Genomic DNA, 24506 nt, shown 5'->3' on the forward strand with positions numbered 1-24506 from the left:
GCGTGCATGGCTATGCATGACCATTGGTGCCAAGACGCGCGGATCTGCCGCGAACCGCGCGTCACGGAGCGTATCCAGGCGCCGCCGGGGGGAGCCGCCCGGACGTGCCGAGATGTGCGCACCCCGATCATGGCGGCAGCGCGTGCGGGCCGTGGGGCATCGGTCGCCGTGCTCGCCCTCGTGCCACTATGGTGCGCCATGGATCATCAGGGGCAGTTTCGTCATGCGGCGATCGCGTCGGGCATCCCGGACGACGAGGTCAGCCGGTTCATCGAGCACCTCCGTCTGTCGATCCGGTTGAGCGGGGGATCCGACGGCGTTCCAGTCGGGCAGTTCGGTGGGCTGCCCCGGCTGCCGGTAGGCATGGACTGGCCGTCCGACGGGGTCGGTCCGTTGCCGTTCATCTTCTCGGTCGACTGTGCGGCGTTGCCAAGAGTCGACGGCTTCGGCCTGCCAACAGCGGGCTCGCTGCTGTTCTTCCTGAACCACGAGCTGGCCGCTGCCACCGGAGAGCAGAGGTACGGCCGGGTCGTGTTCGTGCCCGCCGGCACCGATACCGAGGTGGCGGCAGGATCCACCGACCACGCGTCCGTCGGCGAGCAGTACGACGTCAGCGCCACGCTGCGCGCGGAGTTGCCCAGTTGGTTCGGGGCGGACGTGGACGACGTGGACGAGGACGACCTGTCGCCGTTGCGGCAGCAGTTGACCCGTGACCTCGAGCGGGACCTGCCACACGTGGACGAGCTCTCTGCTCTGGCCGGCGACATCTGGCCGCCTGACAACAAATACGCCAGCGCCTACATCGGCGGGTACCCCGACGCCGAGGTGATCAAGTGGATCGCGGAGCAGACCCTCGCGTGGCGGGAGAAGACCGGCGAGATCGTCGTCCCGGTCGCGAAGTGGTATTCCCATGTGGAGAAGGAGACGCACCGGCTGACGAGTGAGTGGGTGTCGCTCGCCCGCTTTCCCGTGGACGACGAGTCCTCCTACCGAAGTGACGGGAGTTTCGTGATCCGGCACGACGACCTGGCCGCTGGCCGGCTACACGAGGCGCTGCCCGTCGCTGAGCTGATCCCATAGACAGGACTGCAGTTTCACCTGCCAGTTCGTCGAGGGCCGTGTCGCCGACCGCTACCCGCAGGCCTGGAACTGCGAGGTCGGGTCGGCTGATCAGCCGGTCCGCCGACGGCACCGGGGCTGGAGAACGACACCGAAGGCACCGCAGGACGGAAAGACTTCGGTGGCGGCCATTGCGACGCCGCGATCTGGGCCCCGGTGACCGGCAGGGTGGGCGAGATCTGGTCGAGCAAGCGCTGCGCCAGGTTGGCGTCGATCTCGAGGTCCGCGCTGATGCGAACATCGGCAGCGGTCGCCAGGTCCACGACGTCGTCGCTGGTGAACGTATCAGCTCCGAGAGTGCTCAGCCGTCGCGCGAACTCCTGGACATTTATCATTTGTAGCCTCATCGTCGGGTTGTTGATTATCCACCGTAACCTCCGCCTCGGTCGGCGGATCCCGCGCGTGGGGCCGGCAGGGCTGTCACGCTCTGTGCTACCCATGCTGTCCGCGATGCCCAAAATGCCGCGAACCACGCGTCACGGAGCGTACGAGCGTGGGGCGTGTGGTGATGTTGGCCGGCGTCAGCGTCCGGCCGACAATCAGCCGCTGCGACGGTTGCCGTACTGGCGAGGGCTCTGCACCGTGCCGGAGCGGCCGTGGATGCGGCTGGCCGTACCTGCGGTGTGGTTGGCCTTGGCCTTGCCCTTGGAACGGCGTGCCGCCCGGTTCTCGAAGGGCTGCGGCTGCTCCTCGGTTTCCGCTTCGACGTCAGCGGTGGGATCGGCGTCGCTGGTGGCGTCGGTCATCGTTGTCTCCTCGTACTGTCCGGCTGCGGATCTTTCACACGCGCCCGCAGCGATACGCAGACGGTAGCGCGCAGACCGACCCCAGCCGGGGCCGGCTGCCCCAGCGAACCGTCCAGTCACGCCAGAGCCCCAGCCGGGGTCACTTCACCATGACGCCGTCCCAGCATCCGGATCTGCCGCGCCGAGGGCGCGGGCGGGCCTTCCTGGTGGCCAGTTGCTCTCGACATCGCGGGCGCCCGGGCAGGACTCGCTACGCTGGCACGGTGACCGTGGCCGATGAAATCGCCCGTAGCCGGTACGTCAGTCTGACCACGTACCGCAAGGACGGCACTGCGGTGGCCACGCCGGTCTGGCACGTACCGCACGGTGCCGAACTCTGGATCGTGACCGAAGCGGGCTCGGGCAAGGTCAAGCGGATCCGGAACGACCCGCGCGTTCTGGTGCAGCCGTGTTCCATACGCGGGGCGGTGGCACCGGACGCGCCGAGTGTGACGGGAACGGCCCGGCTGCTGGACGGCGACGCGACGGCGCTGGCCCGCGAGCTGCTGGCCCGACGGTACGTCGTGTCGCGGGCAGGGAACTGGTTCGCCCGGCTGCTCCGGCTACGCCGGCCTCCGATGGTCGGCATCGTCGTGTCGTTCTGATCGATCCGGCTTTCCGACCGCGAAGCCACCCGGCACGCCCGCGCCGGCGGCCGGAGCCGGGCCAGCTCCTCCAAGTCGGCCGCCACCGGCCGGCCCATCATCGTCCGGAACGGTCCGGGCAGCATGCTCCTGATCATTTTGGCCGGGGTCGGGACGATATCGGCGATCCGGACCCGGGCGCGCTGGCTCGAACTCCGCGAGCCGCATCATCCCCGGGCCGCCGTAGCGGTCGTACTGAAGCTACTTCACGAGGCGTATTCGTTCGAGATCTCGGTGGCGTAGTTCTGCCACAGCGGTCGCATGGTCTCGGCGTTGACCGGCTGCCCGGAATCGATCATGGCCTTGAAGTCGCGGAAATACTGCACGTACAGGTCCGGCGTGAACGTGTTCAGCATGACCGCGTTCCCGTCGCCGACATTGGCGAACGTGTGCGGCGCCCCGGTCGGCACGATGACCCAGGTGCCCGGCCCGGCGTCGTACTGGTCCTCGCCGACGGTGAACCGGAACGTTCCCGCCAGCACGTAGAAGCCCTCGTCGTGCTGGGCGTGGCGGTGCTGCAACGGGCTTGGGGTGCCCGGCGGAATGGTGACCTCGGCGAACCCCAGCCGGTGGTCGGTGTGCTCGCCGTTTTCCAGGATGCGGATCTGCTGCGCCCCGCTGCCGAGGATCTCGCCCTCACCGGGACGGACGATGTTTACCTTCGCCACGACTTCTCCCAACCTATCGCCTGCCTTGGTGACCACCATCCTGTTCCGGTCCGGCGGTGCCCGTCTTGGTCGTGCGTGCACGGTTGTTGGTCACCAGTGCGCGGGCGTTGTAGCCGTACGTCGTCTTGAAGAGCTTGCTGAAATGGGTGGGATCGGAGAATCCCCACCGGGCGGCCACGGCGGTGACCGTACGTCCGCTCCCGGCCAGTTCGGCCCGGCAGCGCTCCAGGCGGCGATGACGGATCAGGGCCGCGACGGTGAGCGGCTGGTCCTCGAACAGCTTGTGCAGCCGGCGTACGGAAATGTGGTGGGCGGCGGCGATGCCGGGCGGGGACAGATCGGGATCGGCCAGCCTGGCCTCGATGTAGCCGGCGATCCGGTCCCGCAGCCGCTCGTCCGGGGCCGGCTGTTCGTCGCCCAGCCGGGCCTCCAGTGCGACCGCGATCAGCTCGATGACGGCCGCCGCCGACCGTAGCGCCTCCACCTCGCGGAACTTGGTCGCCGACCGTGCGGATTCGCGAGCCAGCACGGAGACGAGAGCGCCCGGACCGTGGCTGCCGTCGATGCGTACGCCGATGAGCCGGTCGATCTGCGCGGGCCGGATCCGAAGCTCCCGGCGCGGAACCAGGATGGTGACGTGCGCCGAGGCGGTGCTCTCGAACCGGATCGTGCGCGTGGGATCGAGCAGCACCAGGTCGGCCGGCCCGAGTTCGGCGTGGCCGCGCCCCTGCTCGACCCGCGTCTGACCTCGGGTCATCACCTTGATTGCCAGGTTCTCGCCGTCGGAGGCGTCGCGCTCCCGCCCGATACAGGCGCTCACGGGCGTGTCGAGGGAGACCAGTCGCAGCGGCCCGAGGTCACGGGTGGCGATCCGGCCCCGGAAGCCGGCCCCGGCCAGCTTGTTGACCAGCGGCGGAAACCCGCTGGCGGCCAGCTCGTCCTGGAACGTCTCAAGGTTGCCGATCACCGTTCAACGGTAATGGCGAATCTTCCGCTCGAACACGATGCTCGGCTGGGGCTACAGCGGCGGGGCCCGGATCTGCTCGCCGGGGCGCCTCGACCGAAGCCTGGCCGGGCAACGGTCGCAGACCCCGGCGTTGAAGCCGCGGCCCCTGCGCACGACGACCTGGCCGCTGGCCGGCTATACGAGGCGCTGCCCGTGGCTGAGCTGATCCCATAGACCAGCGGCAGTGTGGATACGGCCCACGATCGGCGTTGCCGACGATTCCGATGCCAGCTGCCGGGAATCCACTGTTGCCGATCGGCGAGCTTGAGCCTTCCCGGTTCGAAAAGCGGCACGGGCGGGTCTGACGGTGAGCCCCCGGCTGATCAAGCCGGAGCGCTCGAGCGCCTGAAGGTGCTGCGACACGGCCTGCATGCTCATGGTGTACCGCTCGGCGGGTCGCACTCAACCAGCGATCGCCCTACCGGAGCGGATTCTGGAGATCGCCGGTCCGGTCTTCCAGGTCGCCGAAGTCGGTGAAGAAGCAGGCGACCTCGCCCTCGGCGGTGTACCCGACCCAGCTGCGGTACCGGCCGTCGGCATTCAGGTGGATGGCGACAAGGTTGGTGTCGGTGGCCTCGTGGTGGTAGACGCTGTAGAGCCCGTCCTGGTCGAAGGAGAGGTCCGCGATCAGTTCCTCGCGGGCGTCGTCGTCAGTCAACGCCTCGAAGACCTCGACCGAGCCGAATCCGCCGGTGGCACCATCGACCGGGTAGATGAGGTCCTCTCCGTTGCACTGGGCTGGCAGCCACTGGCTGACCGGCTCGGGACGTACGACGACTCCGGCCCCCAGCACCACGTCGCCCTCGGCCAGGATCTCGACGGCGTACTCGCCGGGTGCCACGGTCTGGGCGAACGCCCCGCAGGCGACCTCCCCGGCAGGGAAGAGTCCGGGCGGTTCGGCGGCCACCAGCCGACCGCTTGGCAGCCGCAGCCGTACGTCGGCGGCGACGGTTGTCGCCGCCGGGTGCGAACCGGATGCGAGCGGTAGCAGCGTCACGATGTCCTCCAATGCCGCCGAGCCGGGTGCACGTCGGTCTGCCGTGTCTCGGCACGTTGTCGAGCGCGGCACCAGGCAAGCCGGGTGTGTCAAGAATTCTTGACATCATGTCAGGACTGCTTTACCTTCGAGATGTCAAGTTTTCTTTACATGGCAGCGAGGCCACCGGCTCGCGGCCCGATGCCGCGCACCCGGAAGCAAGCCGGGGCGCGCACAAGCCCTCACCCGCAACCCCTTGACAGATCGAAGGAGCGACGATGCAAGAGCTGACCCGTACCGCCCGGACGACCGGGCTGTTCTACCTCGGCATAGCCATCACCGCCGTACTCGGTTTCCTCATCGTCCGCGCGCAGCTCCTCGTGGCCGACGACCCTGATGCGACGCTGGCCAACCTGGTCACACACGGTGCGCTTGCCCGCGCAGGCGTCGCCCTGGAGCTCGCCATCGTCGTCACCCAGGCCCTCACCGCCGTCTGGTTCTACCGCCTGTTCCGCCCCGTGAGCTCCGTTGCCGCAGGCGGGATCGCCGCCTTCGGCCTGATCAACGCGGTCGTCATCCTGGTGAGCGCGGCGCTGCTGGGCACCGCGATCGGGGTCTCAGCCGCCCCGGTCGGGGACGCGGCGGCCACCGTCCAGCTCCTGTACCTGGTCAGCGCCAACTTGTGGAGCGTGGGAGCACTGTTCTTCGGCCTGTGGCTCATCCCCATGGGCTGGTGCGTGCTGCGCTCGGGCTGGATGCCCCGCCTCCTGGGCTGGATCCTCCTGGTCGGCGGCGTCGGGTACCTGCTCAGCCCGTTCGTCTCGTACCTCGCCCGCGACGCACAGGTCCTCGTCGACGCGATGGTCTATCCGGCGTCGGTCGGCGAGATCTGGATGGTCGGCTACCTGCTCAGCTACGGCGTACGCCGGACGGCACGGGACGAAGCGTCGCCAGCCGTCCGTACGCCGACGTCGGCGGCGAGCTGAACCGCCTCATACAGCAGGCTGTACCTTCTCGGCCGCGAGGCACCGGATCCGCCGTTGCGTCGCTATCGTCTGAAGCCGGGGAGGTACGCCAATGCCGCGCAGAGACACCGTCGGGCGTTCGGCCGCGGTGCGGGCGGCGGGGCCGGGCCGTGGGCCCAGACTGCGACGGTACGCCCGTCGCCGCGTACGGATGTCTGTCGACGCCATCGAACACCTCGTCGGCGGCCTCGGCACGTCGATCCTGGCGCTCGCGGCCGTACTGCTCCTGGTTCTGGTGGCGCTCGCCTGCGTGGTCGGCATCGGCCTGGCGGTGGTCCCGTCGGCGGCGAAGGCGGTCCGGCTGGCCGCCAACCGGGAACGGGCCCGACTGTCGCGATCGGACCACGACCTGCCGCTGCCGCCGGCGGTCCCCGCCAGCCTGCGCGGCGTCCTGCACGACCCATGGGTCCGGCGCGAGGCCGCGTTCGTGGCCGCGCACGGCACCGTCGGGTTCGGACTCGGTGTGGTCGGGCTGTCCCTGCCGATCTCCGCCGTGCAGAACCTGCTGTTCCCGTTGTACTACTGGGTGCTGCCGCCGGAGGCGGGCGGCCCGGGGTTCATCGACTGGCGGATCGACGGGTTGCCCGACGCCCTCGTGGTGGGGCTGATGGGTGTCGGCTGGCTCGCCGTGACCGTTGCCCTCGGCCCGCTGCTTGCCCGGCTGCAGGCGTTGCCGGGGCGGCGGTTGCTGGCACCACCGCGCGACGTCGACACGTCGATGCGGATCGCCGAGCTGACCGCGACCCGGGCCGCCGCGCTGGACGCGCACGCCGTCGAGCTACGCCGCATCGAGCGGTCCCTGCACGACGGGGCACAGAACCGGCTGGTCGCCGTCACCGTACTGCTGGGTGCCGCGCGGCGGGCGATGGCCCGGGACCCGGCGCGGGCCGTGGAGATCCTGGACCGCGCGCACGACTCCGCCGAACTGGCGCTGGCGGAGCTGCGTACCGTGGTCCGCTCGATCCTGCCGCCGGTGCTCGACGACCGTGGGCTCCCCGCCGCGCTCGACGGCCTGGCCGCCGGCTGCGGGGTGCCGTGCACGGTGCAGGTCGACGTCCCGGGCCGGTGCGCCGCGTCGGTCGAGGCGACGGCATACTTCGTGGTCGCGGAGGCGCTGACCAACGTCGCCCGACACAGCGGTGCCACCTCGGCGTCGGTCACCGTGCGACGCAACGCCGACCGGCTACACGTGTCCGTCGTGGACGACGGCCGGGGCGGTGCCAGCGAGAGCGGCGGCTCGGGGATCGGGGGCATCCGGCGGCGGGTGCAGGCACACGACGGCCGGTTCACCCTGACCAGCCCACCTGGTGGGCCGACGACACTACTCGTGGAGCTGCCGTGCGGATCGTGATCGCCGAGGACGACGCCCTGCTGCGGGAGGGTCTGGCGCTGCTGCTGCGGGCCGAAGGGCTCGACGTGGTCGCCACCACCGACTCGCCGACGACGTTCCTGGCCGCCGTGGACGAGTTCCGGCCGGACGTCGCGATCGTCGACGTCCGGATGCCGCCCACGCACACCAACGAGGGCATCGTGGCCGCCGTCGAGGCCAGGCGCCGTCGACCCGACCTCGCGGTGCTGGTCCTGTCGGCGTACGTCGAGCAGGCCTTCGCCACCGACCTGCTCGCCGGCGGCGCGGTCCGGCTCGGCTACCTGCTCAAGGAGCGGGTCGGCCGGGTCGAGGAGTTCCTCGCCGCGCTGCACCGGGTCGCCGACGGCGGTACGGCGATCGACCCGGAGGTGGTCGGGCAGCTGTTCGCCCGCAGCCGTCCCGACAGCGACCTGAGCCGGCTCAGCACCCGGGAACGCGAGGTGCTCGCCCTGATGGCCGAGGGACTCGGCAACACCGCCATCGCGCAGCGGCTGTTCGTCACCGACGGGGCCGTCCACAAGCACATCCGCAGCATCTTCGCCAAGCTCGGTCTCGCCCCGGACGACCGCGCCGACCGGCGGGTGACGGCGGTCCTGCGCTATCTCGAAGACGCCCAGCGACGCGGTTAGCGTCGCCCGGCGGAGCGGTTGGTACAGCCTGCGCTACCCCGGTCGGCCAGTACGCTGGATCGTCCGCAAGCCCGTCTGACCATAGCGTTCTCCATGTCATCGTCCTCTGACGACATGGAGAGTGGTCCAGATGTCCGTCCGCGTTGGACGCCCCGCCGACCCGGCGGTCCGCGTGATACAGCTCGCCCGTACGTATGGTTCCGGACCGCAGGCGGTCACCGCGCTCGCCGGCGTCGACGCGGAATTCCACCGCGGCACGTTCACGGCGGTGATGGGGCCGTCCGGTTCCGGCAAGAGCACCCTGCTGCAGACCGCGGCCGGCCTGGACCGGCCCTCCTCCGGGCAGGTGTTCATCGGTGACCAGGAGTTGTCGCGGCTGTCGGAGACGAAGCTGACCAAGCTGCGGCGCAGCCGGATCGGCTTCGTCTTCCAGGCCTTCAACCTGATCGGCGCGCTGACCGTCGAGGAGAACATCCACCTGCCGCTGCGGCTGTCCGGGGCGCGCCCGGACGCCGCCTGGCTGCGTCAGGTGGTCGAACGGGTCGGCCTCGGCGACCGGCTGCACCACCGCCCGGCCGAGTTGTCCGGCGGGCAGCAGCAGCGGGTCGCGATCGCCCGGGCGCTGGCGATGCGCCCCGAGGTGATCTTCTGCGACGAGCCGACCGGCGCGCTGGACACCCAGACCGCCGCCGACGTGCTGGCCCTGCTGCGGTCGGTGGTCGACGACGCGCAGCAGACGGTGATCATGGTGACCCACGATCCGGTGGCGGCGTCGTACGCCGACCGGGTGATGGTCCTGGCCGACGGCCGGATCGTGCGGGACATGCCCCAGCCGGGCGCGGAGCAGATCGCCGAGCAGTTGGCGTGGCTCGGCCGCCGCCAGCTCGTGACCCAGGAGAGCTGAGCCATGCTGAAGCTCGCCCTTCGGATGCTGCGCCACCGCATCGGCAGTGCGGTCGCCACCCTCGTCGCCCTCACCTGCGGCGTCATGATCCTCATGTCGATGGGCGTGATGGTCGAGTCCGGCATGCGGTTCACACCCGAACCGCAGCGGTACGGCGCCGCCGACATCCTGGTCGCGGATCGCGACATGACCATCGAGACCACCGAGTTCGGAGAGACGTCCACGGTCACCGTGGACCTGCCCACCGGCGGAAGCGTGCCGGTCACCCTGGCCGACCGCATCGGGCAGCTGCCCGGCGTGGCGGTCGCCGCCGCCGACCGCTCGATCCAGGCGGTCGTGCCGATCGAGTCTGCCGCGCCAGGTCAGCAGGCGGCACAGGGGGCGGTCGGGCACGGTTGGAGCAGCGCCGCGCTCACCCCGTACCGGATCGTCGACGGCGACCAGCCGGACACCACCGACGAGGTCGCCATCGACGTCCGGCTCGCCTCGACAGCCGGCACCCCACTGCGGCCCGGCGACCAGATTCCGGTCCTCGCCGCCGGCTCGGTGCAGCAGTACCGGATCAGCGGCATCGTGGACCGTACCGCCGCCGGTGACACCCCGCCCGCGCTCTTCTTCACCGACGACCACGCCGCCGCGCTCACCGGCAACCCGGACCGGGCCGGACTGATCGGGATCGTCCTGGCCCGTGGCGCGGACTCGGCCGCCGTGACGGCCGAGGTCGGCCGGCTCGCCGCCGAAGCCGGCGCGACGGTCTACACCGGCACCGAACGGGCCGGACTCGAACAGTCCGAGGCGCTCATGGCGGCCGACATGCTGATCCAGCTCGGCTCCGTACTCGGTGGCTACGTCGCCGGGCTCGTCATGTTCGTCGTCGCCGGAACGATCGGCCTGGCGGTCCGCCACCGCCGCCGCGACCTGGCTCTGTTGCGCGCCGTCGCGGCGACCCCGGGACAGGTACGGCTGCTGGTCGTCGCCGAGGTCGCGCAGTTGGCCATCGTCGCGGTGGTGCTCGGCATCCCCGCCGGACTGTGGGCGACCGACTGGGTGCACCGGCAGCTCATGGACCGCGGCTTCATCCCGCACGGCTTCCCGTTCGACGGCGGGGTGCTCACCGCCGTGGCGGTCAGCGTGGCAACCGTACTGGTGGCGGTGTCGGCGGCGCTGATCGCGGCCCGCCGGACGGTGCGGATCCGGCCGACCGAGGCGCTCGGTGAGGTCGCCGTGGAGCCGGCCCGCAGCAGCCTCCTGCGGCTGGTCGCCGGTCTGATCGCACTTGGCGGCGGGGTCGCGTTGACCATGTTCACCACCGCGCTACGTGGCCAGGCCGGACTCAGCGCGGCGCTGGGCATGCTGTTCGTCTTCGTACTCGCCGCCGCACTGCTCGCGCCGTGGATCAACCGGTACGCCGCACAGGTCCTCGGCCCGCTGCTGCGCGCCGTGTGGGGCGACAGCGGATACCTGGCGGCGGCCAACCTGCGGGCGAACGCGCAGGGTATGGCGACCGTGCTGACCGCGTTGGTGCTGTCGGTCGGCTTCGGCGGCTCGATCTGGTTCCTGCAGGACAACCTGGATCGGGAGGCCATCGCCCAGACCCGCGACGGCACGCTGGCCCAGCACACGCTGATGTCGGCGGTCGGGCTGCCGGCGAGCGCCGCAGCGGACGCCCGCGAGCTGCCCGGCGTCGTCGCCGCCACACCGGTCCGGCGTACCTCGGTGATCCTGCCGGTGATGGGGGGCGCCGAACCCTTCGGCGCCCAGGCGATCGACCCCGACGGGGCCGACCGGACCATGGACCTGTCGGTCACCGAGGGCAGCCTCGCCGACCTGCGTGGCGACACCGTGGCACTGTCGAACCTGCAGGCAGCCACCCTGGGTGCGGATCTCGGCGACCAGGTCGAGATCTGGCTCGGCGACGGCACCCCGGTCACGTTGCGGCTGGTCGCCGTCTACGAACGCGGGCTCGCCTTCGGGGACGTGACCCTTCACCGGGAGACGGTCGACGGCCACACCCCGACCAACCTCGACGACGAGCTCCTGATCCGCACCGAACCGGGCAACGCCGAGGCCGTCGCCGGGCTCGCCGGCCTGGTCGAGCGGTACCCGGGCAGCGGCCTGATCGACACCGGGGCCGTCGGCGCCCAGCTCGCCACCGACCTGGCGCTCAGCGCCTGGATGAACAAGCTGGTCATCGGGGTCATGGTCGGCTACGCCGCCCTCGCTGCCGCCAACACCATGATCATGGCGGCGCTGACCCGGGGCCGCGAACTGGCCCTGCTGCGCCTGGTCGGCGTCACGACCCGTCAGGTCAAGCGGATGGTGCACGCCGAACAGGTCGGCCTGCTCGGCACGTCGCTGCTCATCGGTGGTGCCATCGCCGCCGTCACGTTGGTCTCGGTGGTCCGGATGATGACCGGACAGCTGATCCCCTACGTCCCGCCGCTCGGCTGGATCTCGATCATCGGCGGCACCACGCTGCTCGCGCTGGTCACCACCATCGCCCCCATCAGTGCACTCCTGCGGACGCCGCCGGTCAACAGCATCGGCGTCAAGGAGTGACCGTCAGCCAGTCCACCGCAGGCTCCGACGAATCGTCGTCGGCTCCGTGGATCGGCGCACCGTGCGCCCGGTCCGAACACTCACCAGGAGGTTCCATGTCACCGCAACACGCCGACAGGTCCGGTTCCGACAAGGGCACCGTCACCACCCCGGACGACAGCACCGACACCGACACCGTCCCGGGCGACAGCACCCGCACCAGCAACGGCAACGGCACCGGCACCGGCACCGGCACCGGCACCGGCACCGCGACGCCGCGCAAGCAGTTCGGGTTCGGTCGCCGCAGCGCCGCCGCGCTGGCGCTCGTCGCGCTGGCCGGGATCGCCGGCATCGGCATCCAGTACGCGGACGCCGCACAGGCCCACCGCCCGAAGAAGGACACCATCCAGACCAGCCTGGACGCGCTGGTCAAGGCGGGCGTCGCGCCGGGGGCGCTGGTCTCGGTACGGGACAGCAAGGGCCGCGTCACCAACTACACCGCCGGCGTCAACGACCCACGGACCAGGGCGAAGGTGCCCACCGACGGGTACGTGCGGATGGCGAGCAACACCAAGATGTACACCTCGGTCGCCGTCCTGCAGCTCGTCGACGAGGGCAAGGTGAAGCTGGACGAGCCGATCGAGACGTACCTGCCGGGGCTGGTCCGTGGCGAGGGCTTCGACGGACGCACCATCACGGTCCGCCACCTGCTGAGCATGACCAGCGGCCTGCCGGAGTACGAACTGCCGGACGTCTCCGTGTGGGGCCAGACGTACTACGAGCCACGTGACATGCTCGACTCGGCGTTCTCCCAGCCGGCGCACGCCCCGGCTCCCGGCGGGCAGGTGCAGTACCGCAACGCCAACTACATCGTTGCCGGCCTGCTGGTGCAGAAGGTCACCGGTCGCCCGCTTGCCGAAGTGATCACCAACAAGATCCTGAAGCCGGCCAAGCTGCACGAGACGTACTGGCCGAGTGTCGGTGACAAGACGATCCGCCAGCCGCACGCCAAGGGCTACCTGCCGGATCCGGAGACGATGAAGTGGGTCGACACCACCCAGGTGGACCCCTCCATCTCCTGGGCGGCTGGCCAGATGATCTCCACCCCGAGTGACCTCAACAAGTTCCTGGTGGCGCTGCAGAACGGGAAGCTGATCACGCCGGCGACCCTGGCCGAGATGCGCGACGGCAAGGCCTTCCAGCCCGGTGGCGAGGCCTTCCCGGACCTGGTGTGGCACTACGGTCTCGGGGCCACCGGGTACGACCTCTCCTGCGGCGGTCGGGCCTGGGGGCACGGCGGCGACATCGACGGATACTCCAGCCGTACCGCCATCACCGCCGACGGTCGCGCCGTGACCCTCGTGGTGACCGCCACGACCAACGAGGGCATCTTCAAGGTCCTGGACGCGTTCGACGCCGCCCTGTGCGCCGACAAGTGACCGCCGCCGACAGGTAACCGCTGCCGGGTAGCTGACCCGCCGCCGGGTAGCTGACCCGCCGCCGGCATCTGACCGCCGCCCCTGCCGGGATGCACCGCGCATCCCGGCAGGGCGGCACCCCCCGAGTCAAGGAGTTGCACACCATGTCCCCATCAGTCTGCCTACCGGACCGGTCCACCCGGTCGCGCCGCCGGCTCGTCACCATGGCGACGGCCGCCGCGATCGCGGCGGGCGGGCTCGCGGCCGCCGGCCCGGTCGGCACCGCCCAGGCCGAGACCCGCCCCGACGCCATCGCGCAGCGCATCGAAAAGCTCGTCGGCCCCGACCGGCACCCCGGGGCGCTGGCCGCCGTCCGGGACCAGCGCGGCCGGACCCGCCACTACACGGCCGGCGTCGGCGACCTGCGTACCGGCACGAAGGTGCCGACCAACGGTCAGATACGGATCGCCAGCAGCAGCAAGATGTTCGCCTCCGTGATCGTGCTGCAGCTCGTCGGCGAAGGCAAAGTGGACCTCGACGGGTCGGTCGAGACGTACCTGCCGGGTCTGGTGCGCAGCCCCGGCGTGGACCCGGAGGCGATCACCGTCCGCCAACTGCTGCAGCACACCAGCGGTCTGCCGGACTACCTCGACGCGATGTTCCAGGGCGTGGCCGACATCCCGCCGTACCAGCACATCTACTTCGAGCCCCGGGACCTGCTCGACATGGCCAACGGCAGGCAAGGCCAGCCAGCCGGCACCTGGGCCTACAGCAACACCAACTATCTGCTGGCCGGCCTGATCGCCCAACGGGTCACCGGCCGCCCGTTCAACGAGCTGGTCACCACCCGGATCATCGAGCGGATCGGCCTGCGGGACACGTACGCGCCCGGCGTCGGCGAGGAAGGCATCCGGGGCCGGCACCCCAAGGGTTACCAGCTCGATCCGGCCGTCGACCAGCTGCTCGACTTCACCCGGATGGACCCGAGCTGGGGGTGGGCCGCCGGACAACTGATCTCCACTCCGGCTGACCTGAACACGTTCCTGCGGGCGCTGCTCGACGGCAAGCTGCTCAAGCCGGCGCAGCTGGCCGAGATGCGCACCACCGTCGCCATCCCGGAGACGAGCCTTGCGTACGGGCTCGGTCTCTTCCGCACCCCGTTGAGCTGCGGCGGGTTCGCCTGGGGCCACGGTGGCGACATCCCCGGCTACTCGAACGCCAACGGCGCCACCGACGACGGTCGCGCGGCGACGCTGGCGGTCACCTCGCTCACCGGGTCGGTGACGGACAAGTCCGTCGCCGCCGAGCGGGCCGCGCTCGTCGACGCCGCGCTCTGCGCGAAGTGACCCGTACCGGCTGAGGGCGGTTCAGCAGCGGACGAGTTCGTCGATCAGCGTCCAGTGTCCGTCCTCGATCGGCCGACCGTCGTCGAGGTTCAGCAGTTGCCGTACCGCCGTGGTCAGACTGTCCTCGGTGATCCGCTGCGGGTCGTTGCCGGCCCGCAGCGGAGCCGCGACCAGCTTGACCATCGTCCACAGCCGCCGGGTCTCGACCTGGTCGAGGTCGCCGAACATCTGCTCCGCCAGTACGGCGGTCCGCGTGATCGCCGTGCTGGCGACGCTGGCGTCCAGGCCGGCCAGGGCGGCCCGGTCTGCCAGGTCCCGCCGGACCGACTCCGCCAGATGCGCCGTCGGCTCCGGCGGGACCATACTGGCCGTTGTGTCCCGGGGTGCCAGCGTCACCGACCGGGGAGAGTCGAGGAACGCCTGGGCCGCCGATGACGCAGGGTCGGGCAGCTGTTCGGCAACCTCGGGGACCGTTCCGGAAACACCGTCGGGGACCGTGCCGGTGACCGCCTCGGCGGCCGTCGTGGCAACGGGTTCAGGGACGGTGCCGGGCACCGCCTCGACGATCTCCACGTGCGGTGGCGGGGGCGATGGTCCGCCGAGCAGTTCCTGCATGTGGGCCACGCCGTCAGCCTTGAACCAGGCCCCACGGTCTTCGCGGTACCACCGCCAGATCCGCCCGGGAGCGTCGAACCCGGCCCTCGTCGGCACGACCACCTGCACGCTGAGCGACCGGTGCAGGTAGCGGGCGAGTTTGCGCAGGTGTGCCGCGCCGCTGGTGCCGGAGAGCTCCGCCGGATGTTTCGGCAGCAGCAGAATGTCCTGGCGGCTCCAGCCGACGGTGTGCTGGATCTGCGCCGCCACCGCCTGCGGATCGTCGATCTGCTGGCCACCCAGATGGACCGTGCCGGTCGAATCGATGTCGACCACGACGGTGGTGACGCCCGGGTGGTGCGGCAACGTCTGCGGGTCCAGCGGGGTCAGGTCGGTGGCCCGGGTGGACTCGACGACCAGGATTTCACCGTCGTGCAGAGCCGTGGTGCGCGGGTGCGTCGGCGGCCCGACCAGCGGTACGGCCTCCGGCAGCTTCAGTGCCTTGGCCGCAGCCGCCGTTACGGTGATCACCGCCGCGTTGCTGACCGTCAGGTCGATCGTGATCGGCTGATGGACGGTGTGCGTCCCCGTGATCCGGAAGGTTCCGCTCGAGACGAGGTAGACGTACCCCTCGGTCTTGTCCTCGTGGGTGTGTTCGACGGTGCTCGACACCGTCAGCGGATCTGGCCTCTCCGTACTCGACGCCAGCTTGGTCTGCAGGAACTCCTGATCGCGACTGTTGGTGACGGTGGTGCCGGTCTCCGTCTCGTCGCCGAGTTCCCGCACGCTCTCGTTGGTGAGTTTGACCGAGTAGAGGTACGTCAACGTGTGCGGCAACAGCTGGACGGTCGGTTCGGCGATCAACAGGTGACTCAGCCCGGGGATCCTGACCCCGCCGGGTTGCAGGATACGGTCGCCGAGCCCGAGCAGCACCGCCGGGACGACCTGCGTGGCCAGGTGGCCCTGAGTGCCCGGAGCCAGCCAGTACGGCGGGTGGGGCAGTCGGTCGGTGTGCCGGAACACCGTGTTCTGCACACCCCGGACGGCCGCCGCCAGCATCGACCGGTCGACGGTCAGGTCGTTGAGCAGCACCTTCGACCTGACCTTGCCTCCGATGGCCCCGAGACGCCGCGCCGACAGGTCGTAGTACGGCAACAGGTCGGCCGGCCGGCGATCCCGGTAGACGACGACCTGGGTCACCGCGCTGCCGACCGGCAGCATCGGGATGTCGGTGGTCAACGCGGTCGGGTAGTGCAGCCGCAGCGTCCCGGGCAATGTACGGGTCTGTGCCGGCTGAGGTCGTTGCCGCGCCCACCAGGTGGTGATCGGGCCGGCCTGTCCGAGACTCATCCAGACCACCATCTCCGGTGGGCTGGACACCGTGGCGACCCGAATGGTGAAGGTCCACGGGTGGGTGTACTCCTCGAACCCGACGTACTTGCGAGAGTCGGTGTCCGCCTTGTTCGCCTTGTCGTCGATCTTGAGACGTTCCTGCTGACGGTCGGACTTCGACACGGCCACGGTCCGTACCCGGTTCCGGCCCACCGACCTGCCGAACAGCCGGACCGCCACTCCGAGGGCCTCACCTGATCCGGGCACGGACAGGCCGCCGCCTCGGCTCCACTCGAAGCCCCGGCCGCGACGATCGTCGCTCTGGACGCCGCCCTGGTGGTAGGTGTCCGACTTCTCCTTGGCCGGCAGGCTGCCGATGTGCGTCCCCTGGCCCATCCGAGCGGTCACCGTGACCACGTCGACGGTCCACCCGTACCAGGTCTTGCGCGGCAGCAGCAGCTGCAGGGCGCCGTTGGCCCCGAGGTACGGGGCGAGGACGTGCAGGGCGTCGGCCTCCAACAACATGGCCAGTTTGTCCTGCCGTCGGGCGACGACGCTCCACGCCTGGCTGGTCCCGGTGACGTGGGGCAGCAGGGTGAGCACCGTCGGCATGACGTCGTCGGCGTTGCTCAGCTCCACCACGTCGCCGAGGCCGAGCGACTGGCCGGAGGCGACCGTCGGCGGAAGGTAGCGCCGGGCCTGGCCGACCGTCGTCTCGCTGGTCGTCGTCTCGCTGGTCGTCGTCTCGCTGGTGGACACGAACTGGCCGGCGAGTGCTTCGGTGACCGTACCGGTGAGCGCCGGCGCGGGCAGGTTGTACCGGTCGGGGAAACGCAGCGTCTCGGTTCGTAGCAGGACGGCGGTCATCGACCCGGCCGGGACGAGCCTCGTCTCGGTGACCATCGTGTCGTCGACGCCCTTGCGGGTCGCCCGCACCTCGAGGACGGTGTGGAACTGGTACAGGTCGCTCGCGGTGCTGTCCTTGGCGGACCGGCGGTTGACACCGCTGATGCCGTGACCCGACGTATGGTCCCAGAGGGTGAACGCCACCTGGCCGCCGTAGGTGCCGGTCAGCCCGATGGCGGTGCCGTCCCGCTCACCCCGCAGCCCGAGGGTGGCGAGCAGCCGCCAGGGCCACTTGATCTTGTACGCCGTAGACGTGTCGAGACTGCTGTTGACGTCCTTGACGTTCTCCGGACCGCCGCTGAACTGGGAGCCCCGCCGCAGGTCGACATCCGTCAACGCTTTCACCGGGTCGCGCAGGATGTCGACCGGACGCGCCCGGTACAGCCGGCGATGAACCGTCAGGTACCACGACGTGCCGTCGGCGGCGGTGAACAGGCCCAGGTAGGTCGTGCCGGACGGGCTCAAGGCGTTCGCCGGCCCGTACAGGTTCACCACCCGCACGCCGGTCGTGACCGTGTCCTTGTCGATCTGGGTGATGTCGATCTCGTCGGGATAGCCGAGCAGCTCGGCGATGGCCCCCGCCACTGCGGCGGTCTTCGGCGGGGTCAGCGGAGTCGAGCCTGGCGGCAGCTTCACCTCCGGGCCGGGGTCGGCGAGATCGAGTACGCCGAGCTGCGGCAGGGCGTCGACCCGGTCGCTGTCGAGCCGCCCGATCGTCGTGACCGTGCTCTCGATCGAGGTCTCCGTCAGCTGCGGGTCCTCTGTGCCCGTCAGGTCGAGCACCAACGTCTCCACGCGCAGACGTACGGCGTACCTGCCGCGCACCCCCGCACCGGTCAACTTGATCCGCCGGTTCCCCCGATAGCCGACCATCGCACTGTCGGAGTTCGCTTGGCTGAACGTCAGGTCCGTGCCGACGTTGAATCCGCCCTGCACCCGCCAGTCGAGAACCGGACCGAACTTCTTCCGCCCGATGACCGTACCGTCGACGCCGATCTGCTGACTGGTGGTCACGCCGGTACGGGTGACCAGCTTCCCGCCGTACTTGGCCGACGAGTCGATGGTGAGCTTGTCGTCGGACCGGGCCGATCCGGCGACGCCGAACAGGGACTGATCGGTGACGTTCCCCTTCTGATCGACCCAGAACTCGACATGCACCAGGTACGTACCGAGTTCGTACGACGCCTGCAGGCCGCCGTCGACCGCCTTGCCATGCCCGGTGAGCAGGGCGCTACCCGAGAAGTGGGCCGCGAAGTGGCGCTCCATGGCGGCGATCTCGACCGGTGACACGGCGTTCCCCTTGATGAACCCCTCGAGGGCCTCCCGGATCGAAGCCAGCACTGCCGGGAACACCTGTTCCACCTTGGCGATGCCGGTGACCATCGGCAGCACGGTGAACGGCTGCTGAACACCGGTCTGCGCCGGGGTCAGGAACGTCAGCGGGGTCAGGGCGCTCGTGCTTCCGGCCTCGTCCCGGGCGGCGGCGAGGAACGTGCGGGCCGGCCCCGTGAAGCGCCACCTGGCCCCGACCTCGGGGGTGACGACCACCGTCGCGGTCAGCGACCTGTTCATCAGCAGCGCGTCGGTCGTCCGTTCCACCACGGCTTTCTGCGCGTGCTGGCTGGCGTCGCTGACGTTGATCGCCTTCGCCGTCGCGCCACCGAGAACGCCGCGGACGACGCCGCGACCCGGGGTCTCGACGTCCCCGGTCTGTGGATCGGTCATCTCGTTGATCCCGAACCCACTACCGACGCTCGCGGCCAGTTGGGCGCTGCTGCCGTTGCCGTCCTTGCCGGCGGCCTTCGTCCCGCCCAGCGAGTCCAGTCGTAGGATCGTGTTCGACATCCGGTCGATCGCCCAGGTGTGCGGCGAGGAGCTGGTGTCCTGTGGCGTCAGCGTCAGCGTCAGCTGGTCGGTGCGCGACCGGCCGTCGAGCGTGTGCGGTACGGACAGCAGCAGCGCCCCGGACGCGAGGTCACGCGGATGGTGGGTCAGCGTACGTTCGCTGAGGAACTCCGCGATGGACCTCAGCACCTCGGGGCGGGCCCGTCGCCGATGCACCACCCCGTCGGCGTCGGTGGTGTCCGAGTGGTAGTGGTCCAGCAGTTTCGATCTGATGACGCCGAGGTCGACCGACACGACCTTCTTCCAGGCACCGTCGAGATCGCCGGTGACGGTGCCCGGCGACAACTGGTCCTGCTCACCGTCGGGAGCGCGCAGCCCGCTCAGGTCCGGGACCAGCGTCTCCTTCAGGTAGCGGACGGTGAGCTGCTTGCCGATCAGTACCGACCTCGCAGCCTCCGCACTACCGATACGACGTACGGTGATCCGGGGTTCGGGGTAGTCGAAGTAGCCGGGCGTCTTGAAGCTCTTGATGGAGGTGGCGTACTCCGCCATCGTGGTCACCGACTGCCCGGTGCTGGTGGTGACTGCGGCGGTCGCCGTCACGGCCGCCACCACGCCGCTCTCCGGCGGCAGCCCGATCGCCGGGGTCGACGCCGATGCGGTCTGGCTGGCGGCGGTGGCGGACTTCGGCGCCGCCCGCGCTCCGTACGGCACCGCGAAGTTGACCTCACCGGCCTTGTACCCGGGCTTGGCGACGGACGGGCCGAGCTTCAGCCGTACCTCGTACATGTTGCCGCCGGACGACACCACGTCGCCGCTGTTCGCCAGGTTACGCAGATAGTGGTCGTCGGTCAGGTCGGCGGCCAACTGGCGGGCCACGGACGGCGACAGCGACGTGAACCGGACGACCTGGGCGGCGAAGTCGCCGAGGTCGCGCAGGCCGGAGTCGAACTGCCCGTCGCCCAACGCGTCGAACTGCTGGGCATGCGCCGGCGGCCCGAACGTGATCCCGCGACGCTCACCGGCGAAATCGACGTAGCGCTGCACCAGCTCGGGCCAGTGCCGCCGATCGACGGACCGCAGACCCTCGCTGAACGCATCGGACAACTGCACCAGGCGGGTGCCCTCCGGCAGGGTGGCGAGTATCGCCGGATCCAGCGTTCCAGGGTTGTTCACCAGCAGCACGACAAGGTCGGCGCCCTTCCCCGGGGCCTCCTGCCCGATGATTTCGTGGAGCTGGCGTGGCTCGTCCCTACCTGCCTCGACGACCTCGCCGGACTCCCGGTCCACCGCAGCGAAGATCACCGCCGTCGGTGGTACCGGAGCATTGGCCCGCAGCCCGTGGAACACGACGTCCAACAGCTGCAACGTCCAGGTGGGCGCCTTGTCGAAAGACCCGTCGAACTCGAACACCTTGGCGACGCTCACGGCGAGCCCGTCCGAGACCGTGTTCCAGTCCGGCGCCCACCGTTCCTGCTCGACCTGGTCGGCCTGGGCCACATGGTCGGCCTGGGCCACCTGCTCGGCCTGGCCCTGATCGACGTGTGCCGGCTGGTCGATGACGGTGGGCGCGGTCGGGAGGGCGTCGTTCACATGTGCCTGCAGCTGCCGGTCGATCAGGTCGATCTGGTCGGTGAGGACACGACGATGCGCCTCGATCTGCTCGGCGATCGGCCCGCTCGACGGTCCGGCCAGCCCGTCGCGTTCGGCGGTCAGTGACTGGAGACGATGCCGCAACGCCTCCACACCCTGATCGGCCCGGTCGGCCTCGGTGGTCCGAGTAGTCCCGGTGGTCTCGGTGGTCTGCTCAAGGGTGCCGGGTCGGTAGTCGTGTGGTGCCAGCAGCAGCCCGGAGACGCCGTCGTGGTGTGCCGAATCCGACCCGGTCAGCGGGACCCGGTCCGGGCCGAAGGCGATGAACCGCAGGTCGACCAGGCCGACCGGGGCACCTCGGCTCGGCGTCCGGCTGTCGTACCTGGTCACCGGCTGCTGATCGGCGGGAACCGTCACATCGACCCAGATCAGCCCCGACGAGCCGGCGTTGACCAGCGCGAACGCGTGGGTCGGCGCGTTGGGCGGCCCGGCCGTCAGGTAGGCGACCGACCCTGGCGAGCCGTCGAGCAGACCGGCGACCTGCTCGATGGTGCCCGCCTGCCGCCAGGGTTGCCCCTGCTCCATCGCGAAACGCTGGGCAGGCCCGGCCTCCAGGTAGCCGGAGTCCTGCACCGCCTTCGGCCTGGGCTTGAGGACGCCGACCCGGGTCAACGCGTCGTCGAGGTTCTGCAGTTGGGGCAGGCAGTCCAACGGCTGCGGATCCGCCAGGCGCGTCTGCTGCAGCGACTGCGCCGTCTGGGTGACCGTCTCCACCGTACGAGAGTCTGTCTCCACCGGACGGATGGTCGGCACCGCCGGGGGACCGGCCGGTGCCGCCGTGGTGTCGGGGGCCTGCGCGGCGTCGTCGGCCTTCGTGACGTACGACGAGAAGACGTCCCCGTTGGACTGCTCATGATTGAGCCAGAGCTTGCTGTGGCCGCCGGAGACCAGCGGCTCGCGGACCAGGTAGACGAAGTCCTCGCGATAGTCGCTGCCGATCCGGTCGAGCACGTCCCTGGAGAGTTCCCGGTGGTAGGCCAACTCCTGGAACCCGTCACGGGCCTCGGCCACCGCCCGGTTCGACTTGAGTTCACCGATGAAGCGGTCGAACAGACCGTCGGCGTCGAGCAGGTCACGATAGGGCGCGGTGGTGACGTCCTCAGGGCGGGGGTTCGTCGGCAGCGACCGCTCGAACACCGTCCGGAAATCCTGCCGGAAGACGGTCCAGGCACGTTCCAACGCGACCGAGTCCAGCTCAGGAAAGTGCGCCGCCACCTCGTCGAACGTGCTGCGGGCCCGATCCAGCGTCCGTTCGAACATGGCTTCGGCGGTGAAGGCGTCGTACAGTTTCGTCCGACTTGTCTCCATCGCCTCCAGCAGCCGCTCCAACGGGGTCACCTGCGGGCCGTCGGGCGAGGTCTCGAAGGCCTCCCGGTACGCGGCCCGCACCGCCTGCTCCCAGCGGGCGTTGACCGTCGCCAGCCCTTCCGGGGACAGGGTGGACTTCGGGGTGCCGAACCGCCAGTCGACGTACGCCTGGTTGAACAGCTCGACCTGGATCTGGCGGATCCCCTCCGTACCTTCCAGCACGCCGGGAGGCATCTGCCCGTTGGTCGCCTCCCACAGCCGCCCCGGTGTCGGATACGGGTTGTCGCCCCCGTCGAGCAGGTGGCCCACCGTGGTGATGTGGTCCGACCCCTCGCCGAGACGTGCCCGGACGTGTCCGGGCAGCTCCTGGTGGCGCCACCAGTCGAGGTCCGGGAACGGTTGATCGGGCCGGCGGCTGATCAGCTGCGCGGCCTGCCGCTCCCTTGGGTCAGGGTGCAGGGCGAGTTTGGCTTCCTCCTGGGTCAGCGGCTCCGCGATCCCGAGGCCGTCGCGCCGTTGCGCGTTGAGCTTCAGCAGTTCGCTGGGGCGTACCCCGCGCTCGAGCCCCTTCTGGAACGCCGCCAGGTCGGCGCTGTCCAGGTCCAGCTCGTGCAGCCGTTGCTCGATGTTGGCCCGATGGTTCTCGAACGGGTTCAGCCGGGACTCGGCCAGCACCTTGTTCAGGCCCAGCCATCCGTCCTGGAAGATGCCGAGGACCTTGGGTCCGTCGGCGCGCTCCGCCCAGCCTCGACCGTCCGGCGCGTACTGGTCCGGGTGCGGGCTGAGCAGCTCCGCCCGGTCCAGTAGCTGCCCGTACTCGCTGTCCAGGGCGTGCCGGGCCTCCGGAGTCAACACCGGTTGACGCGGCGGCTGCGGCTGCGGGGACTGGGGCGGGGTGGTCGGCGCCGACGAGGAGGCGTCTGCGTCGGGCAGCGCCGCCGGTGCCGGGTCCGGCTGCGGCTGCGGCTGCGTCGCAACCGGCTGTGAATCCGGCGACTGGGCCTGCGGCTGGGATTGCGGCTGGGACTGCGGCTGGGGCTGCCCTGGTTGCTGACCGGGCGGGTCGCCGATCACCGACGACCGGGCCGACGTGGCCGAGGACGACACCGACGTCGTCCGGTCGAGACTGCTCACCGAGGTACGCGGGGATCCGTCCGGGGCGACCTGGCCGGCGACCACACTCGACGCTGTCCGGCCGGGCTCCGGTGTCGGCCTGGGCTGGGGCGAGGGGTTGGTCGGCTGCGTGCTGGACGAGCGCTGATCGGGTTGTCCCGGCCGCACCGGCGACGCCGCCTCACCGGTGGTCGCCACCGGGGACGGGCGGGCCGACGCCTCGATGCCCGTCGGCACCGACGACACCGCGGTCTTCGGCGCGGTCCCCAGGTTCGCCGGCGGCAGTGACCCGGCGTGCGGCTCACCCACCGGACGTACCGCCGACGGCTCACCCACCGGGCGGCCCGTCGGTGGCTCGATGACCAGCTTCGGCGGCGGTCCGCCGCCGTTGGTGAGGCTCAGGTCGATGCCCGGCGGTCGGGACGACGTGACCGATCCGATCGGCGGCGCGTTCGGTACCGACGTCGCCGGCACCGGCAGGGGCGGCCCGACCGGTCCGGGCAGCCCGCCGACGGGTCCCGGGCGGGACCCGGCCGGCACCATGTCGTGCAGACCCGGTACGGCTCCCGACAGGCCCATGACGGCCGAGATGCCGACCACGACCGGATCCGCCTCGTACTTCACCCCGTACGCCGTCTTGACGATCGCCTCCGGGGCGAGGTCGACCGCCATGTTGGTGCCGACGTTGGAGACGATCTCCGCCGTCGGCCGGATGACGACCTGGCTGGAGCGGACCGCCGCGCCCGCCACCTGCGCCGGGGTCCGCGCCGCCGGGGCCACCAGGGTGACGCCGTTGCGGGCGGCGACGTGCAGCGCCGCGGCCAACCCGTCGCCGAACTGCAGAGCGGTGATCCGGGGCATCCCGGCGGCGACGACCCGCAGCGCCCGACCGAAGTTCACCGACACCTGCACCACGACCCGCACCAGGCTGGACAGCAGTACGGAGACCGCCCGGGTGATCGCGGCGAAGAGCGGCCCGACGGCGAACGTCAGCGGGGTGAGCACCACCCCGATCACGCCGACGATGATCTCGATCGTCCGCATCTGTTCCTGTTCGGCCCGCGCCTCCCGGACCGCCTGGGCGAAGTCCTGGATCGCCTGCCCGACCGCGATCATCTCGTTGGCCACCGGGACGACCGTGTTGGTGACGATCCCGCCCCAGGCCTGCACCGCCCGGTCCCGGCCGGTGCCCCGCCAGGCGATCTCGCCGAGCGGTCCGGTGATCCCGCTGGCCCGCCGGAACAGGTCGTTGCCGAGCGCGACGAACGCGTTGCCGAGACTCTGGATCTGCTGGTCGTCGATCTCAGTCGGAAAGATCGGCACGTCGC

At 70.4% G+C, this 24506-nt stretch carries 14 protein-coding genes; 9 read left to right on the forward strand and 5 right to left on the reverse strand.

Translation table 11 applies throughout. The annotated features are described in order from the left end of the window. The first annotated feature begins 6 nt into the window (after positions 1–6). Positions 7–1080, forward strand: coding sequence for a DUF1963 domain-containing protein (locus O7623_RS18760; protein ID WP_282224323.1), 1074 nt, complete (start codon positions 7–9; stop codon positions 1078–1080). A gap of 578 nt (positions 1081–1658) precedes the next feature. On the opposite strand, the gene O7623_RS18765 is transcribed toward O7623_RS18760, so the two are convergent. Further along, on the reverse strand, positions 1659–1865 hold the full coding sequence (locus O7623_RS18765; RefSeq protein WP_282224324.1) for a hypothetical protein: 207 nt from the start codon (positions 1863–1865) through the stop codon (positions 1659–1661). 263 nt (positions 1866–2128) lie between these two features. On the opposite strand from O7623_RS18765, the gene O7623_RS18770 reads away from it, so the two are divergent. Then, positions 2129–2509 carry a PPOX class F420-dependent oxidoreductase gene (locus O7623_RS18770; protein ID WP_282224325.1) on the forward strand — a complete coding sequence of 127 codons (381 nt, stop codon included), beginning with the start codon at positions 2129–2131 and terminating at the stop codon, positions 2507–2509. 245 nt (positions 2510–2754) lie between these two features. Here O7623_RS18770 and O7623_RS18775 read toward each other — a convergent pair whose 3' ends face one another. The 3 genes from O7623_RS18775 to O7623_RS18785 form a co-directional block, all read right to left on the reverse strand. Then, entirely contained in the window at positions 2755–3255 is a 501-nt protein-coding gene (locus O7623_RS18775) for a cupin domain-containing protein (RefSeq protein ID WP_282224326.1), read from the reverse strand. After that, a complete protein-coding gene (locus tag O7623_RS18780) occupies positions 3230–4183 on the reverse strand; it encodes a helix-turn-helix domain-containing protein (protein WP_282224327.1) in 954 nt (317 codons plus the stop codon). Before O7623_RS18780 ends, O7623_RS18775 begins: the two co-directional genes overlap by 26 nt. Positions 4184–4640: 457 nt before the next feature. After that, positions 4641–5219, reverse strand: coding sequence for a DUF4241 domain-containing protein (locus O7623_RS18785; protein WP_282224328.1), 579 nt, complete (start codon positions 5217–5219; stop codon positions 4641–4643). Between the two features lie 257 nt (positions 5220–5476). On the opposite strand from O7623_RS18785, the gene O7623_RS18790 reads away from it, so the two are divergent. The 7 genes from O7623_RS18790 to O7623_RS18820 all read left to right on the forward strand — a co-directional run bounded on the left by O7623_RS18790 (position 5477) and on the right by O7623_RS18820 (position 14427). Continuing rightward, a complete protein-coding gene (locus O7623_RS18790) occupies positions 5477–6184 on the forward strand; it encodes a DUF4386 domain-containing protein (RefSeq protein ID WP_282224329.1) in 708 nt (235 codons plus the stop codon). A 190-nt stretch (positions 6185–6374) separates the two neighbouring features. Beyond that, positions 6375–7574: a sensor domain-containing protein gene (locus tag O7623_RS18795; RefSeq protein ID WP_282224330.1), complete on the forward strand. Its 1200-nt coding sequence runs from the start codon at positions 6375–6377 to the stop codon at positions 7572–7574. Next, positions 7562–8221 (forward strand): response regulator transcription factor, encoded by a 660-nt coding sequence (locus O7623_RS18800; protein ID WP_282224331.1) that lies wholly within the window; start codon positions 7562–7564, stop codon positions 8219–8221. The genes O7623_RS18795 and O7623_RS18800 overlap by 13 nt, the downstream gene beginning before the upstream one ends. 130 nt (positions 8222–8351) lie before the next feature. Beyond that, positions 8352–9125 (forward strand): ABC transporter ATP-binding protein, encoded by a 774-nt coding sequence (locus O7623_RS18805; protein ID WP_282224332.1) that lies wholly within the window; start codon positions 8352–8354, stop codon positions 9123–9125. A gap of 3 nt (positions 9126–9128) precedes the next feature. Further along, the gene (locus O7623_RS18810) at positions 9129–11684 is read left to right on the forward strand and encodes an FtsX-like permease family protein (RefSeq protein WP_282224333.1); all 2556 of its coding nucleotides are present in this window, start codon (positions 9129–9131) and stop codon (positions 11682–11684) included. Between the two features lie 95 nt (positions 11685–11779). After that, positions 11780–13102 (forward strand): serine hydrolase domain-containing protein, encoded by a 1323-nt coding sequence (locus O7623_RS18815; RefSeq protein ID WP_282224334.1) that lies wholly within the window; start codon positions 11780–11782, stop codon positions 13100–13102. Positions 13103–13245: 143 nt separating this feature from the next. Then, the gene (locus tag O7623_RS18820) at positions 13246–14427 is read left to right on the forward strand and encodes a serine hydrolase domain-containing protein (RefSeq protein ID WP_282224335.1); all 1182 of its coding nucleotides are present in this window, start codon (positions 13246–13248) and stop codon (positions 14425–14427) included. 21 nt (positions 14428–14448) lie between these two features. On the opposite strand, the gene O7623_RS18825 is transcribed toward O7623_RS18820, so the two are convergent. After that, a complete protein-coding gene (locus O7623_RS18825) occupies positions 14449–24501 on the reverse strand; it encodes a hypothetical protein (RefSeq protein WP_282224336.1) in 10053 nt (3350 codons plus the stop codon). Positions 24502–24506 lie beyond the last annotated feature (5 nt).

Origin of the sequence: Solwaraspora sp. WMMD791 (genome assembly GCF_029581195.1) — a bacterium.
GTDB lineage: Bacteria > Actinomycetota > Actinomycetes > Mycobacteriales > Micromonosporaceae > Micromonospora_E.